The following is a 14,824-nucleotide window of genomic DNA, read 5'->3' on the forward strand; positions in this document are numbered from 1 at the left end:
CGCCCGGTGGCGCTCACCCAGGTTCTGCAGTCGTTTCGCAGCCACGATGTTCCGCCCTGGCTGCAGGCCTGCCTGCACAGCGTGCGTGGCTGGGCACAGCAGCAGGGCTGGCAGTGGTGCTTCATGGACGACGCCTTCTTCGACCTGGCGCCCGACTGGGCGCGCCAGCGCTGCGCCGGCAACGTCTATGCCCTGACCGACCTGTGCCGGCTGCTGTGGGCCGAGCGCGCGCTGGCCGACGGCGCCGACCGTGTGCTGTGGGCCGATGCCGATGTGCTGGTGTTCGAGCCGGCGCGCCTGCGCTGGCCGGCCGGGCAGGGCCACGGCTTTGCGCGCGAGCTGTTCCTGCCGGTGGATCGCCTGGGCCGGGCCGGCCCGCCGCAGCATGGCATCAACAACGCGCTGATGGGCTTCGAGGCCGGTGACCCGGTGCTGGCCGACTACCGCGCAGCCTGCGAGCAGGCCTTGCGCAGCGCGCCCGCCGGGCCGGTGCCACGCACCGCGCTGGGCCCCGCGCTGCTGGCCGCGCTGGGCCGCGAGCGGCCGCTGCAGGTGATCGAGGGCGTGGGCCTGTTCACGCTGGCGCAGATGCAGGCCATTGCCCAGGGGGCCGGGTTGGCGGGTGCCCAGGGGGCCGGGCTGGCGGGTGCCCAGGAGCCTGGGCTGGCGGGCGCCCAGCGGCCCGGCCTGGCCGCGGGCCAGGCCCTGCTGGCCGCCACGCTGCAGCACAGCCACACGCCGCCGGCCGCGGCCAACCTGTGCCACTTTCTGCGCAACGCCACGCCGCCGGCGCAGCGGCCGGGTTTTGATGCGCTGTACGGCCAGGCCGTGCAGCGCCTGCTGGCCCACGGTGCGGCGGCGCTGGGCGCTGGCACTGCCTAGCCTCTCAGGCGCTCAGGCCACCGGCACGGCGGCGCGGCGCACGGTGGCTTCCTCCTGCGCGATCCACTGCTTGAGCTTCTCGACGTGCTCGGCTTCCTCCTTGACGAACTCCTTGGCCACGGCCCGGATCTGCTCGTCCTTGGTGGTGTGGGCGATGGCGTAATAGAACTCGTAGCCGCGGCGCTCGCCCTGCAGCGCGGCCTTCAGGGCGTCCAGCCGGCGCAGCGCGGGGTCGCCTTCCCACAGCGTGGTCTTCTCGGGCGTGGTGTTGTCGGGCCAGGCCGAGCTGGCGGGCAGCTCGAGCACGGCCTGGTAGCGCGTGCACTTGGCCTTGGCTTCGTCCAGGTGCAGGCGTGAATAGCCGGCCAGCTGCGCAAACAGCGCCGCCACGTCGGCATTGCCGGCCTCGCCCATGGCCTGGGCCAGCTGCTCGAAGTGGATCGCGGCGTCTTCTTCCACCTTCACGGCGTAGCTCAGGAACTGGTCGAGCGTGCGGATGCCCACGCCGCCCTTGTAGATGGCCGCGGCAATCGACAGCGCCGGGCCCTTCATCGGCAGCGTGACATCGCCTTCGAACTCGACCGCGATGTCCTCGTCGCGCACAAAGCACTGGCAGGCCAGGCGGTGGCGCGGCGGCATGTCGTTGACCTCGGCGTCCATGATCTCCTGCTTGGTGATCTTGCCCAGCTGCTTGAGCACCTCCTTTTCCTTCTCGGTCAGCGCCACGCCGTAGCGCACGCCGGCACGGTAGTGCCTGACCTGCACCAGGCAGGAACCGCACTCGCCGTCCTGGCAGTCGAAGGGGATCGGGATGTGGTGCGCCTTGGCCAGCGCCAGCAGCGTGCCGCGCTCGCCGGCCACGGCGTAGACGGTGACGTCGCGCGGCATCAGGGGTGAAGAGAAAGTGACATTGGCCATGGTGCGGCCTCCTGTGAACGGGATTGAGGGAACTCGTGCAGCGCAACTGCCGTGCCTTGCGCCGCACAGGCCCGGCGCGGCCGGCCGGCCGCCGCGCCCTGCGCAGGCTGGCCGGCACCGCGCTGGTGCGGCGGCCCGGTGGCGCCCGCGCGGGCAAGGCCTGCCGCGTGTCGCCGGCCTTGACGGGCATCAACGCCGGGCGCTGTACCGGGCCGCTCAGTTGGCCTGTTGGGGTGCCGGCATGGCCCGGGCTTGCGCCGCATCAAGCCGGCTGCGGGTGCTGCCGCGCGCGGCTCGGCTCGTGCTTGCCATGGCCACCCGGGCGCCACGGCAGCGGCGGGTGGTGCGCCGCTTGTCGGATTTGCCACACGACACGGCAGGCGGCCATCGGCGCGCGCGCTGCGGCTGTCGCATTTGGCGGGCAGCCGACGCCCGGCCCGCACGCCCGCCACGACCTGCATCGGAGCCACCCCCCATGGACACCGTCGAGACCTTTCTGGCCCACACCATCCGCCTCGAGCAGGAGGCGGCGCGCCGCTTCGAGCAGCTGGCCGATGCCATGCAGACCAGCGGCAACCGCGAGGCCGGCCAGCTGTTTGACCGGCTGGCGCACTTCTCGCGCCTGCACCTGGCCGAGGCCCGCGCCCGCGCCGGCTTTCGCGAGGTGCCCGAGCTGCGCGCCGACGACTACCAGTGGCCCGACATCGAGAGCCCCGAGACCGCAGCGATCTGGGCCGCCGATCCGCTGCTGGGCTGCGGCGAGGCGCTGGAGGTGGCGCTGGCCGCCGAATCGGCCGGCCTGGCCTACTACCAGCAGATCCTCGAGACCGCCACCGACTCCGAGATCCGCCGCTTTGCGCAGGCGTTCGTGGCCGAGGAAACCCAGCATGTGACCGAGCTGCAGCGCTGGCTGGGCCTGCACCGCGCCGGCCAGCCGCTGCCGCTGCAGGGCGGCGCCGCGTGAGCGCCAGGCCCGCCAGCGGGTGAACGTGCGCGCCGCGGCGGCCTACACCGCCGGCACCACCACGGCCTACACCGCCGGCGCCACCACGGGCGCGCCGAACTCCCGGCCCACCAGCTGCATCACGCGCAGAAAGCTCTGGCGTTGCGGCTGGGGCAGGTGATCGAGCGGCACCTGGCCGCGGGCATCACAGGGAAAGGCGTAGGCGCGGCCGGGGTCGAACAGCGAGCCGAAGCGAAGCTCGAAACGCGCGTCGCTGGTGGCGAGGGTAACGGCGGTCATGGCGTGGTCCGGGATGGTGACAACGGGTTGCACAGTGGCAGCAAGCGGCGTGCCAGTTCTTGGCCCATCTTGAACCCATCACGCCGCGTGCGGCCGGCCGGCCCCGCGCCAGCCAGGGGCCGAACGCCCATTGGCCGTGCGTTTTGACCGCTTGCCGAGGCGGCCTGCATGGCCCGGCCAGTCACCCGACTTGACCTGACCTCACGCGGCCCGGTCTGGCCTGGCGTTGCCGGCTGGCAGGCTGGCAGGCCGGCTCAGCGCCGGCGCCGGCGGCCGGGTTCGAGGCCGGGCTTTTCGCCGGGCCTTTCGCCGGGCTTCTGGCCGGGCCTTTGGCCGGGCGGCTGCGCTGCCGGCCCATGCGCGGCCTGCGCCTGTTCCAGCGCTTGCAGGCGCCGCAGCGCGGCCGGGCGAAACGGCTGGTGCCGGCGGGCGGCGTCGGCATCGGCGGCGGCGGCCGGCTCGGGTGCGGCGACCACGCAGCAGGGGCACGACCAGCCACTGCCCGCCCGGCCCAGGCGCAAGCTGCGGCGGCGCAGGCTGAGCGCGCTCATGGCCGGCTCCCCGCGGCCGCGGAGGCCGGCGCCGTGCTGGCTGGCGCCGGGGGCGCCGCGGGCAGGGATGTCGCCGAGGGCGCGGATGGCATGCCGGCCGCCTGCATGCCCGCGCAGGGGTCGCCGCGCCCGGGCGTGGCGGCGCTCACCCAGGCCAGATGGGTGGTGGCGGCCTGCTGCGTGGCGGGCGGCGCCTCCAGCATGGCCACGCTCAGCACACGCAGCCGGGGTGCCCACACGGCCAGCAGCTGCGGCACGCCGTAATCCTGGCGCACATGGCCGTTGCCGGCCAGCAGCACGGCCGGGCGTGCACCCTGGGCATGGGCCTGCAGCAGGGCCTGGGCCATGGCGGCGTCGCGTGCGCGCTGCGCCGCGCGCATGGCCGGCACCCGCGCGGCCGGCAGCATGCCGCAGTGGCTGTCGAGCAGGCTGCGGTCGAGCGTGTCCTGGGCCGCGGCGGCCAGCGGGGCCTGGCGCAGCGGCCCGGCCAGATCGGCCGGCCAGGCCGCTTCGCCTTCGCGGGCAATGCGCCGCACCTCGTCGCGTGGCAGGTTGCCGCCGCGCAGCGGCAGGCCGGCCGCCAGCAGCGGCTCGAACAGCGGCTGGTGGCGTGGCCAGGCCCAGCCCTTGGGGTCGAAGCCGCCGGCCTCCAGCGTGGCCAGCGTGGCCTGCGCAGGGGCTGGAGCCGGGGCCGGGGCCGGGGCCGGGGCGGTTGCGGTGGCCGGTGCGGGGGTGGTCGTGGCAGCCGTGGCGGCCACCGGCAGGCCGCGCATCAGGTGCTCGGCCACCACCACCGGCCGCAGGCCGGGTTGCGCCGCCAGCTGGGCCAGCCAGGCGCCGCGCTGGGCGTGGTGGGCGACGTTGTCGTGCAGCTCGCCCAGCAGCACGATGTCGGCCTGGGCCAGGCGGGCCAGCAGCGCGCTGCGCGTCAGGCGCTCGCCGGTGGCCAGGTCGATGCCGCTGGCGCCGTCATCCGGGCGCGTGGGGTGGGTGCTGGCATTGGCATTGGCGCTTTGGCCGGGGCCGGGGCCGGGCACCGGGTTCAGCGCACAGCCGGCCAGGCCCAGCGTGGCGGCGCCCGCCACCGCCCAGGCCGCAGCCAGGGCCTGGGCGTGCAGCGGCCGCGGGCCCGGGCGGGGGGCGTGCGGCCTCATGGCGCCACCTCGGGCACGTAGACGATGCTGCCGTCCTTCATGCGGTAGGCCACGCCGGCCTTGTCGCCGTCGCCGCTGCCGATCTGGCCGCTGGCCTTGTAGTGCTCGACCTTCTCGCCCTTCTTCACCACGATCTCCATGCCGGGTTTTCCGGCGTCGGTGATCACGGTCACGTCGCGCCGGCCGATCTGGCTGAGCAGCGGGTTCTGCGCCACGGTGATCAGCAAGGCGGCAATGATGACCAGGAAGATGTCGATCAGGTTGACCACCGACAGGATGGGGTCGTCGTTCTCGGCTTCGTGCAGCAGCTTGAGCGCCATCACGCCACTCCGCCGGTGCTGCCGGTGCTGCTGGCCATGGCGCGGCGGCGGCCCAGGATCTCCAGCATCTCCTCGGCCAGCCAGCGCCGGCGCACGTTGGCCACCCAGAAGGTGATGGCCGCGGCGATGAGCGCCAGGATCACCGCCGAGAAGGCCACGCCCAGGTTCTGCGACACCTGGGCCAGGTTGCCCTTGGACAGGCCCTCGAGTGCCGGGCCCATCGGGATCATGGTGGCCACCAGGCCCAGCAGCGGCGTGATGCGGCTGGCGATGCGCGGGCCTTCCATCAGCTTGTGCGCGGCGAGGTCCAGTGCGTCTTCGTCCAGGCCCATCGGGCCGGCGGCGCGGTGCAGCGCGGCCAGCGGCCGGCCGCCGCCGTGGGCGCTGTCGCGGCGGCGCCAGGCGTCCATCGCAAAGGCGCCCAGCACCCAGAAGGCGTAGAGAAACAGCAGGCTGATCAGCAGCAGGGTGGGCAGCAGGAACAGCTGCGCCACGGTGTACATGGTGAGTTCGAGGGTCTGGCTCATGGCTGGGCGGGTGACAACAGGTTCAGGATGGGAGCTGCGCTGGCGCGCGCGGGGCTGCGGCGGCGGGCCTGCCAGGCGCCACCGGCCATGGCCAGCGCCAGCAGCGCCAGTGCGGCCGGGGCCAGCGGCGCCGGGCTGTCGGGCGCCTTGGGCGGCACGCGCTCGAGCCGCAGGCCCTGCACCGGGGCGGTGGCCTGCGGTGGCGGGGCGGGTGGGGGCTGCGGCGGCGCGGTCGGAGCGTGAGGGGCGGGCGCATCGGCCGGGCGCGTCGCGGCCGGTGTGGCGCCGGGCGCGGCTGCCTGCGCCGGTGCCGGCGCCGCCGTGCCGAAGCCCGCGGCCACGTAGGCGCGGAAGCTGGCGTTGTCGCTGCGCACCTGGTGGGCCTGGGCCAGCTCGTTGTAGCGGGCCTTCAGCTCGGCCACGCTGGCGGCGCTGGCCTGCCACTGGCCCAGGCGCGCGGCCTCGAGCATGCGCTCGATGCTTTGCGCCAGCGCGTGCGGGTTGTGCTGCGCAAACCAGCGCTGCAGGCCGAGCTGGTGCTTGTCGCGCACGTACACATCCATGAACTCCTGCCACTGGTCGTGGCGCACCACCTCGCGCGCCACGCTCTGCCAGCCGGCGAAGTTGTTGATGCCGTCCAGCACCGCCAGCGTGCCGGCATAGCCCTCGGCCATCAGGCCCTGGATGTGGCCGGGGTGGAAGTTGCGCGTGGCCAGCTCCTTGGCCAGGAACTGGGCCGCGCCTTCCACGCGGGCGCTGCCCGCGCCATTGCCGCGCAGGTTGCTGACATACAGCTCGGGCGCCGCGCCATCGAGGTGGCGCACCGCCAGGCCGATGCCGCCCAGGTACTGGAAGGGGTCGTCGGTGGTCAGCAGGCCGTAGAGGTTGCTGCTGCGCGACAGCACCGCCGCCTCGGTGCCGCGCAGGTGCTCGGCATAGAGGTTGAGCGCGCCGGCGGTGGACACACCGGCCTGGCCCCAGCGCGATTCATCGGGCCCGTAGGCAAACTGCATGCGGCGCAGGTACAGCTCGGCCAGCTTGCGGTCGCCTTCGCCTTGGGTCTTCCAGGTGTCGGTGGCCAGTGCAGCGTCGTCCAGGCCGGTGCCGTAGCGGCCCGATTCGCTGGCGAAGATGCGCGTGGCGCCGGCCAGCTGGGCCTCGGCCGCGGGCACGCCCTGGCGCTGCAGGTTGGCGCTGATGCGGCGCGCATTGGCGGCCACCGGGTTGTCGGCCTCGGCGCTGGCGGCCGTGTCCTGCGCGGCCAGGCGCGCGGCTTCGGCCAGCTGCTTCATCACATTGGGAAAGTGGTCGCGGTACAGGCCGGTGGCCGACAGCACCACGTCCACCCGCGGCCGGCCCAGGCGTTCGCGCGGGATCAGCTTGACGCCGGTGACGCGGCCGCCGGCGTCCCATTGCGGCTCGACGCCCAGCGCCCACAGTGCCTGCGCCTCGAGCAGGCCGAAGTGGCGCATGGTCTCCACCGACCAGAGCGTCAGCGTGGTCTTGGCCAGCATGCGCCCGGTCTTGGCGCGGTGCGTGGCGATCAGCGCGTCCATGGCCTGCTGGCCGGCCGCCCAGGCCGCGGGCGTGGGCACGCGGCTGGGGTCGAAGCCGTACAGGTTGCGGCCGGTGGGCAGGGCGTCGGGGTTCTTGATCGGGTCGCCGCCATAGCTGGTGGGGATGTGGCGGCCATCCAGCGCGGCCAGCAGCGCACGCTGCTCGTTCTGGGCGCCCAGATCCTGGTACCACTGACGCGCCTGTTTCAGCTTCTCGCGCGCGGCCGGCGGCAGCTGGGGGATGTCGGTGCCATCGCGCAGGTGGGCGGCCAGCAGGCGGTAGGGCTTGCTCTCGGTGAGGCGGGTGTGGTCGACCACCAGCAGCTCGTCGGCTTCTTCGGAAGGGTTGGCGGGGTCGGCCACGCCCTGCCAGAAATCCTGGCCCAGCATCGTGAGCACCTGGGCCACGCGCCAGCGCTCGTCGGCGCCCTGGCCAAAGGTGTGCAGGCCCATCGGCTGCACGGTCAGCGCCAGCTCGTGCAGGTGGTCGTGCACGGCGGCCACGAAGCCGGCAAAGTCGGCCGCGATGCGCGCCTCGCTCCAGCCCATATCGAGCTGGATGCGCTCGGCGCGCACGCCGGCCAGAAATTCGGCGCGCAGCTGCTCCTTCACGCCGCCGCCGTCTTGCGCCAGCCACTGGTGCAGCAGGTCGTGCAGGCGGGTCAGCTTGTCGTGCAGGCCGGCGGGCACCAGCGGCGGTGTCTGGTGGCTCAGGATCACCGCGCGGCCACGCCGCTTGGCCTGCGTGGCCTCGCCGATGTTGTCGACGATGTAGGGGTAGATCACCGGCGTGTCGCCTACCGCCAGCATCGGCCAGTCAAACACCGACAGGCCGCGCTCCTTGCCCGGCAGCCACTCCTGCGTGCCATGCGTGCCGTAGTGCACCAGGGCCTGCGCGCCAAAGGCCTGGCGCGCCCACAGGTACACCGCCAGGTAGTGGTGGGTGGGCAGGGCGCTGCTGGAGTGGTAGATCGACTTTTCCTTGTCCGACCCGCGCTCGTCGCGGCCGGGCTGCGGCAGCAGGCTCACCTGGCCCAGGCGCAGCCGCGGGATCACGAAGAACGGCGCGCCAGCGTCAATGGCGGGGTCGCGCAGCACCATGGTGCTGCGTTCCGGCTCGCCCCAGCGCGCGCGCAGTGCATCGCCCACGCTGGGCGGCAGGCCGGCCAGCCAGCGCCGGTAGTCGGCCACGGGCAGGCGCTCGGCCAGGCCGTCGCGCAGCAGCTGCTGCAGCACGGCGCGGTCGTCGGGCGGGCGGTAGCCGGGCGCCAGCAGGCGCTGCAGCGCGGCGGTGAGCGGCGCCTCGGCCAGGGCCTCGGTGCGGTAGCCGGCGCCCTGCAGCGCGGCCAGCGTGCCGCTCAGGGAGCGCGGCAGGTTCATGAAGCTGGCCGAGAGGTTCTTCTCGCCGGCCGGGTAGTTCCAGAAGAAGATCGCCACGCGCTTGTCGGCCGGTGGCAGGCGCCGCAGCGTGGCCAGGTTCAGCGCCTTGGCGGCCACCGCGGCGGCCTGCGCGGCAATCGGCACCACCGCCTCGTCGCCCGCTCGCGTGGCCATGGCCACCTGGATGTCGGTGATGCCGGCGTACTCGGCCTGGGCCAGGTAGAAGGGCACGTCGATCAGCGGCACGCCCTGGGGATCGGCGGCCCACTGCGCCTCGCTGCCGCGGCGCCAGGCCATGGCCTGGATCACCGGCACGCCGAGTGCCGCCAGCTCCTGGCGCCGGCCCTCGGGGTTGAGCGTGATCTGGGTGTTGACCAGGGCCTCGACCACCGGCTGGCCGTTGACGGTGACCATGCGGCGCAGCGCGTCGGGGTCCATCACCGGGGTGTAGAAGGGCAGGGCCACGGCGCCGGCGGCCTCGATGCGCTGCACCAGGTCGTCGATGAAGCCGGTCTGCTGCGCGGCAATGCTGCCGGGGTGGAACACGATGCCCACGGTGGGCGGGCGGCGGGCGGGGTCGATGCCGCGCGCGGCCAACCACTCGGCTGGCGTGGCCACCACGGTCTGGGCCAGCGCCGGGTGGTAGAGGCCGGCCGTTGGAAACACCTGCGGCGGCGGCAGGGCACGCCAGTCCCGCCCCGCCAGATGCGCGGCCAGGCTGCGCAGCAGGTGCTCGGTGTTGGCCTTGCCACCCTGCACGAAGTAGCCGTGCAGGCGCCGCGCCAGCTCGGCGTCGAGCCCGCCGCCGGCCTTGGGTGCGGCGGTGGCCAGCCACACATGCGGCAGCGGCTGCAGCGCCGGCAGGGCGGCGCCCAGCTTGCCGCGCACGAAGTCCTCGATGTGCTGGCGCGGCGCATCGATCAGCACCAGGCGCGTGCCCTGCCACAGCCGCGGGTTCAGCGCCTCGGCCGGCAGCTTTTCCACGAACTCGGCGCGCAGCGGCAGGCCCATGGCCTGGGCCTGCTGCACCAGCGCGACGAAGCGGCCCGGCGGCGACGGGCTGGTGGTGAGCAGCAGCACGCCGCCCGGCGCGCCGGCCAACGTGACGGGCGCGGGTGCGGGTGCGCCTGGCGCAGCCTGCACCGGCCGCGCCAGGCACAGCATCACCAGCAGCCAGGGCAGGGCCGCCAGCAGCAGCCAGCGCAGCAGCGGCCAGCGCAAGGGTGGCCAGCGCAGCAGTGGCCAGCGCCCGGGCGCGCGGCGGTGGGGCGGGCGCATGCTCAGAACTGGTAGCGCGCGCTGAGGTTCAGGTGGCGCCCGGGCTGCGAGTAGGCATCGGCCACCGTCGTGGTGCTGGTGATGCCGCGCACATCGGCCCAGTTCATGTACTTGACGTCGCCGATGTTCTGCAGATTGGCGTTGAGCTCCCAGTGCCGGCTGAGCTGCCACCAGGCCGACAGGTCGGCGGTGATGTAGCCGGCCGGGATGTACAGGCCGCTGGCGTAGGGCCGGTGCTGGCTCTTCTGGCCGACCAGCAGCAGCTCGCCGCCGAAGGCGTTCTTGCGCTCGTAGCGCAGCGCCAGCGTGCCCTTGTCGGGCTCGATGGTGGACAGCGGGCTGCTGCTGCCATCCACCGCAAACTGGTCGCCGCGGGCGTGGGCGTAGCGCGCCTCCACCGCCCAGCCGGGCGCAAAGCGCCATTCGCCCTGCAGCTCGAAGCCCTGGATCTCGGCGCGCGCCGCGTTCACGCTCTGGAAGGTGCGCGTGGTGCTGGCCATGCCGGCATCCAGCGGCACCGTGGTGGTGGCGGTGACGTCGGTGTTGCCGACGATGAAGTCGCGGTAGCGCGACTTGAACAGCGCCAGCCCCCAGCGCAGCGCACCGTCGCGGCCGCGCAGGCCCAGCTCGAAGGACTGGCTGTGCTCGGGCTTCAGGTCGGGGTTGCCGATGCTGCGGTAGGGCGGGTTGGCGGTGCTGTTGCTGACGCCGCCATTGATCTGCCAGGGCGTGGGCGTGCGAAAGCCGCGCGCCACCTGCGCATAGGGCTGCAGCAGCGGCTGCCACTGCCACACCACGCCCAGCCGCGGCGACACCGCCTGGCTGGACAGGCGCGTGGGCGTCACGCTGTTGTTGCGGGTGTACAGCGGGTTGCCGGTGTCGGGGTCGATCTCGTAGCGGTCAAAGCGCAGCGAGGGCGTGATGCGCCAGGCGCCGATGGCCACCTCGTCTTGCGCAAAGGCGCCGAACTGGCGGTAGTCGGAATCGGGGAAGCTCTGGTTGGGCAGCGTGGCGGCTGCGCTGGCGCTGCCGCTGGTGATCAGGCTGCCATCGGCGGCAAAGTGCGCGCCTTCCTTGAGCGAGGTGATGCGCGCGTCGGAGTAGTCGGCGCCCCACACCACGCGGTGGGCCACGGCCGCGCCGCCGAAGGTGCTTTCGCCCTGCAGGCCGGTGCCCAGCGTGCGTTCGCCATAGGTGGTGTCGCGGGTGCGGCGCGCCCAGGCGGCCGGCGGGCTGGTGTAGCGCTCCTGGCCGAACTGGTGGTTGGCGGTGTCCTGGCCGTAGACCCAGGCCGACAGGCGCTGCACCCAGGGGTTGCGCAGGTCGGTGTAGACCCAGTCGAGCTTGCCCAGGCTGCGCGTGACATGCTCGGTGGCCCGTGCATCGATCACGTTGGCATTGACGAACTGCATGCCCACCACGGTGTAGATCGGGTCGGTGCTGTTGCGCCGGTCCAGGTGCTCGAGGGTGAGCTTGAGCTGGTGGCGCGCATCCAGCGTGTACAGCAGCTTGCCCAGCACGTAGTCGCTTTGCCGGTCCTGCGGGTTGGGCACGGTGGACTGGGCGTTGCGCGTGTCGCGGTCGCCGCGGTTGTCGATCTCGTGGCCGCGGCGCAGGCTGGCCAGCACCAGGGCCTGCCAGGCGCCGGCGCCCTCGCCCTGGCGCATCGCGAACGAGGGCACGGCCAGCCATTCGCGGCTGGCCGAGCTGTAGCCCAGCTTCAGGCTGGCCTGGCTGGGCTGGCCCAGCGTCAGCAGGTCGGCGGGATCCTTGGTGAGAAAGCTCACCGCGCCGGCCAGGCCGTCGGAGCCATATGAGGCCGACGAGGGGCCGCGCAGCAGTTCCACGCGCTTGCTGCCCTCGATGTCGAGGTAGTCGCCGCGGCCGGCCACGTAGGGCCCGCTTTCGTAGAACATCGGCAGGCGCACGCCATCGACCTGCAGCAGCACCTGGTTGCCCTCGAGGCCGCGCACATTGATGCCCTCGTTGCCGCCGCGCCCGGCGGCACTGAACACCGCCGACATGCGCGCCGGCGGGCGCCGCACCGCAATGCCGGGCTCGTCGTCGAACAGGCTCTTCAGGTCGGTGGCGCCGCTGCGGGCGATGTCGCGCGCCTCGCGCGTGCTCACCGTGGCCGGCACCGCGTCGTCGTTGGCCTCGATGCGGGTGGCGGTGGTGACGATGCGCGGCAGCACCACCTCGGGGCCACGCGCCGTGGCCTCGGCGGCCGGCGTTGCGGGCGGCGTGGGCGACTGCTGCTGCGCCGAGGCCGCCGCACTGGCGGCCAGCAGGCCGGCCAGCAGGGTGGGACGCAGCGCCGACGGCGCCTGGGGGTGGATCGACTGGCGAAAAGCTGGCGGGGCGCGGTGGGACAACACGGTGGGGAACTGCTTCAAAAAAGGTAGAGGGTTTGCACGCTGGCCGCTCGCATGGCGGCCAGTCCTTCGCCAGGCGTGCAAGACCTTCCGGTCTTGCACGTCCGGGCTCAGTGCCAGCGGCTGGGGGGGGTGGGGGTGTTGGCGGCGCCGGTCACGCTGGCCACGTTGGCCAGGCAGCCGGCCTGGGCGCAGGGTTCGCCGCGGGCCAGACCCTGCCAGCGTTCACGCGCCTGGGCCATCACCTGGCGCATGGCGTCGGACAAGGCCGGGTGCTCGGCCAGGAAGAACAGGTTGGACACCACCTTGCGCGCCAGCAGCGAGCGCAGGCTGGCCACGTCCAGGGCCGTGCCGGGGGCGGGGTCGGCCCAGGTGGTCATCAGCGCCAGGGTGCCGGCGATCAGCGCATGCGGGCAGGGCAGGGGCAGCTCGTCGTCGAGGTCGGCCTCGGCCGCATCGGGGCGTTCGTTGCTGGGGTTCATGCGGTGGATCTCCAGAAAAATGGGTACGGCCGGCGTGTCAGCGCACGGCCAGCGGGGCGGCCAGCGGCGGGCTGGCGGGGCCGGCCTCGGCGCCCGGCCGGCCCAGGCCGAGCGCGCGCTGCAGGCCGCTGCGGCTGGGCTGCTCGACAAACAGGCAGGGCTTGCCGGTGCGCTTGCAGTGCGACTTGACGCGCCAGTAGGCGTCGTGGCTGATGCAGCCGGTCTGGCAGATCACCAGATCGGCCGCGGCCAGGTGGGCGTCGAGCTGGGCCGGGCTGTGCTCGTTGCCGCCGTCGTGGTGGGCAAAACGCGCGCCCTCGCCCTCGATCACATGGCGGTACACCGGCACCGCGCGGCTGCGCCCGCCCACGCACAGCACCGAGCGCTGGGCCAATACCGGCCAGGGCAGCGGCTGCTGCAAGGGGTTGGCGGCCGCCTGGGCTGCAGCGGCCTGGGCGCTGCCGGCATCGGCGGGCGTGGCCGGCGCCGGCCGGGCGGCGGCCAGCCGGGCCTGGCGCAGCGCGCGATCCAGCCCGACCAGGCGCTCGCGCAGCTGCAGCACCTGGGCCTGCAGCTCGCGCCGCGGCGCCAGATCGGGGGCGGCCTGGCGGGCCAGCAGCAGGGTTTCCTCGAGCTGCTCGATGCGCGTGTCGCGGCCCAGCAGCTCGCCGCGCAGCTGCACCAGGCTGGCCTGCATCTGCTCCAGGCGCACCGCCTGCTGGCGCAGCTGCTCGGCCTGGCGGGCGTGCAGCGCGGCCTGGGTCTGCTGCAGGCGCTCGTGCGCCACCTGCAGCTCGCGCAGGCGGCGGCGGTCGGCGCGCTCGGCGGCGCCCCACTGGTGCTGCAGCATGTGCACGTCGTGCAGCACCTGCTCCTCGAGCAGCGCGTCGCAGCGGGCATGGGTGAGCGTGGCCCACAGCGCGCCGGCCACGCCGTCACCGGCCAGCGCCTCGCGCCAGTGGGCGGCCAGCGCCTCGGTGCTCTTGCAGCCGCGCACCGTGCGCAGCGCATCGGCATAACGTTCGTCCAGCGCCTGCTGCAGGCGCTCGGCCAGGGCCGAGCGGCGCTTGCTGGCGGCAATGGCTTCGCAGTGCAGCTCGTAGTCGTCGGCCGGCGTGCTGTCGCCGTACTCGCGCTGCACCAGTTGGCGCACGGCATCGATCGGCAGGCACACGCCGATCACCGGGCAGAAGGCGTGGCTGTCCAGCTCCCACAGGCGGCGGCGGCGCGAGCCGGGGGCGCGCAGCTCGGTGGGCAGGGCCTGCGGGGTCAGCGGGGTCAGCGGGGTCAGCGGGGCAGGTGCCTCGCGCCCGCCACCGGCTGTGGCCAGTGCAAAGGGCGGCAGCGCCTGGGGCGCCAGCGTGCCCGAGGGCAATGCCGAGAGCCCGGCCGCCGGCGCGTTGATCGCGGCCAGCACGCCGGCCTGCAGGGTGGGGCGGATTTGGCACATGGTTCAGGCAGGCGGCCAGGGCGCCAGTTCGTCGAGCAGACATTGCCAGCCGCAGTGCAGGGCGCCGGCCTGCGCGGCCATGCCCAGCAGCAGCGTGGGCCGGCCCAGCGCGTCGGTGACCATCAGGTGCTGGTCGAGCCCATCACGCCGCTGGCGCGACAGGCGCCAGGCCTGGCCCATCAGCTCGTCGGGCAGCAGCAGCGCACCCTGGTGCCATTGCAGCCACCAGCCGCCGATCACCGGCTGCACCTGGGTCAGCGTGGTGTGGCACTGGCACCAGCCGTCGCGGGTGGGCCAGCCCAGGCTGAGCGGCCAGGCGCGCTGGTGCACGGCCAGCAGCACATCGGGCAGCGCGTCGCGCTCCACCGCGGCGCGGCGGTCGGCATGGCCGGGCTGGGTGATGGCCGGCCAGGGCGCCGGCTGCAGGCGCTGCGGCCGGGCGCCGCTGCGCGCCAATGCGCCGTCGGGTTGGGGCATGGCCGGTCGCACCGGCGCGCCGCGCTGCATCAGGCGCACCGGCGCCGGGCGGGCATGCTGCGCGCTGGTGGCCGTTGGCTGGGCGGCCGCCGGCGGCACCGCAGCGGCCTGGGCCGATGGCTGGGCGGCACCGGACGGGGCCAGGGCGAAGGGGCGTGACGGCATGAACGAACTCCCGGCAGCCCGGCCCGGGCCGTGTGGGCCGGGTGATCAGGCTGATTGGACGCAGGC

Annotated in this window: 12 protein-coding genes; 2 read left to right on the top strand and 10 right to left on the bottom strand. The window is 73.9% G+C overall.

What is annotated here, in order from left to right:
* Positions 1-6 precede the first annotated feature (6 nt).
* Positions 7-882 (top strand): hypothetical protein, encoded by an 876-nt coding sequence (locus N4G63_RS23165; RefSeq protein WP_314600371.1) that lies wholly within the window; start codon positions 7-9, stop codon positions 880-882.
* Positions 883-894: 12 nt separating this feature from the next.
* On the opposite strand, the gene N4G63_RS23170 is transcribed toward N4G63_RS23165, so the two are convergent.
* Positions 895-1,800, bottom strand: coding sequence for a 2Fe-2S iron-sulfur cluster-binding protein (locus tag N4G63_RS23170; protein WP_314600372.1), 906 nt, complete (start codon positions 1,798-1,800; stop codon positions 895-897).
* A 475-nt stretch (positions 1,801-2,275) separates the two neighbouring features.
* On the opposite strand from N4G63_RS23170, the gene N4G63_RS23175 reads away from it, so the two are divergent.
* Positions 2,276-2,764: a ferritin-like domain-containing protein gene (locus N4G63_RS23175; RefSeq protein ID WP_260789988.1), complete on the top strand. Its 489-nt coding sequence runs from the start codon at positions 2,276-2,278 to the stop codon at positions 2,762-2,764.
* A gap of 66 nt (positions 2,765-2,830) precedes the next feature.
* Here the strand turns inward: N4G63_RS23175 and N4G63_RS23180 are convergent, their stop codons facing one another.
* The 9 genes from N4G63_RS23180 to N4G63_RS23220 form a co-directional block, all read right to left on the bottom strand.
* The gene (locus N4G63_RS23180; RefSeq protein ID WP_260789989.1) at positions 2,831-3,043 is read right to left on the bottom strand and encodes a hypothetical protein; all 213 of its coding nucleotides are present in this window, start codon (positions 3,041-3,043) and stop codon (positions 2,831-2,833) included.
* Positions 3,044-3,590: 547 nt separating this feature from the next.
* Positions 3,591-4,748 (bottom strand): ChaN family lipoprotein, encoded by a 1,158-nt coding sequence (locus tag N4G63_RS23185; RefSeq protein WP_314600373.1) that lies wholly within the window; start codon positions 4,746-4,748, stop codon positions 3,591-3,593.
* Positions 4,745-5,068, bottom strand: a complete 324-nt coding sequence (locus N4G63_RS23190) for a DUF2149 domain-containing protein (RefSeq protein WP_260789991.1) — start codon at positions 5,066-5,068, stop codon at positions 4,745-4,747. Before N4G63_RS23190 ends, N4G63_RS23185 begins: the two co-directional genes overlap by 4 nt.
* Positions 5,068-5,595 (bottom strand): MotA/TolQ/ExbB proton channel family protein, encoded by a 528-nt coding sequence (locus N4G63_RS23195; RefSeq protein ID WP_260789992.1) that lies wholly within the window; start codon positions 5,593-5,595, stop codon positions 5,068-5,070. The genes N4G63_RS23190 and N4G63_RS23195 overlap by 1 nt, the downstream gene beginning before the upstream one ends.
* A complete protein-coding gene (gene cobN / locus N4G63_RS23200) occupies positions 5,592-9,809 on the bottom strand; it encodes a cobaltochelatase subunit CobN (RefSeq protein WP_260789993.1) in 4,218 nt (1,405 codons plus the stop codon). Before cobN ends, N4G63_RS23195 begins: the two co-directional genes overlap by 4 nt.
* 2 nt (positions 9,810-9,811) lie before the next feature.
* Positions 9,812-12,187 (bottom strand): TonB-dependent hemoglobin/transferrin/lactoferrin family receptor, encoded by a 2,376-nt coding sequence (locus N4G63_RS23205; protein WP_260789994.1) that lies wholly within the window; start codon positions 12,185-12,187, stop codon positions 9,812-9,814.
* Positions 12,188-12,294: 107 nt separating this feature from the next.
* Positions 12,295-12,666, bottom strand: a complete 372-nt coding sequence (locus tag N4G63_RS23210) for a hypothetical protein (protein ID WP_314600374.1) — start codon at positions 12,664-12,666, stop codon at positions 12,295-12,297.
* Positions 12,667-12,703: 37 nt separating this feature from the next.
* Positions 12,704-14,116: a DUF2325 domain-containing protein gene (locus N4G63_RS23215; RefSeq protein ID WP_260789996.1), complete on the bottom strand. Its 1,413-nt coding sequence runs from the start codon at positions 14,114-14,116 to the stop codon at positions 12,704-12,706.
* Positions 14,117-14,119: 3 nt separating this feature from the next.
* Entirely contained in the window at positions 14,120-14,758 is a 639-nt protein-coding gene (locus tag N4G63_RS23220) for a hypothetical protein (RefSeq protein ID WP_260789997.1), read from the bottom strand.
* Between the last annotated feature and the right edge of the window lie 66 nt (positions 14,759-14,824).

This window comes from Aquabacterium sp. OR-4, assembly GCF_025290835.2.
Taxonomy (GTDB): Bacteria; Pseudomonadota; Gammaproteobacteria; order Burkholderiales; family Burkholderiaceae_C; genus Pseudaquabacterium.

Bases quoted from the DNA above. Each gene is read 5' to 3' on its own strand.
- N4G63_RS23170 (WP_314600372.1), bottom strand. From the start codon at position 1,800: ATGGCCAATGTCACTTTCTCTTCACCCCTGATGCCGCGCGACGTCACC.
- N4G63_RS23175 (WP_260789988.1), top strand. From the start codon at position 2,276: ATGGACACCGTCGAGACCTTTCTGGCCCACACCATCCGCCTCGAGCAG.
- N4G63_RS23180 (WP_260789989.1), bottom strand. From the start codon at position 3,043: ATGACCGCCGTTACCCTCGCCACCAGCGACGCGCGTTTCGAGCTTCGC.
- N4G63_RS23185 (WP_314600373.1), bottom strand. From the start codon at position 4,748: ATGAGGCCGCACGCCCCCCGCCCGGGCCCGCGGCCGCTGCACGCCCAG.
- N4G63_RS23190 (WP_260789991.1), bottom strand. From the start codon at position 5,068: ATGGCGCTCAAGCTGCTGCACGAAGCCGAGAACGACGACCCCATCCTG.
- N4G63_RS23195 (WP_260789992.1), bottom strand. From the start codon at position 5,595: ATGAGCCAGACCCTCGAACTCACCATGTACACCGTGGCGCAGCTGTTC.
- cobN (WP_260789993.1), bottom strand. From the start codon at position 9,809: ATGCGCCCGCCCCACCGCCGCGCGCCCGGGCGCTGGCCACTGCTGCGC.
- N4G63_RS23210 (WP_314600374.1), bottom strand. From the start codon at position 12,666: ATGAACCCCAGCAACGAACGCCCCGATGCGGCCGAGGCCGACCTCGAC.
- N4G63_RS23215 (WP_260789996.1), bottom strand. From the start codon at position 14,116: ATGTGCCAAATCCGCCCCACCCTGCAGGCCGGCGTGCTGGCCGCGATC.
- N4G63_RS23220 (WP_260789997.1), bottom strand. From the start codon at position 14,758: ATGCCGTCACGCCCCTTCGCCCTGGCCCCGTCCGGTGCCGCCCAGCCA.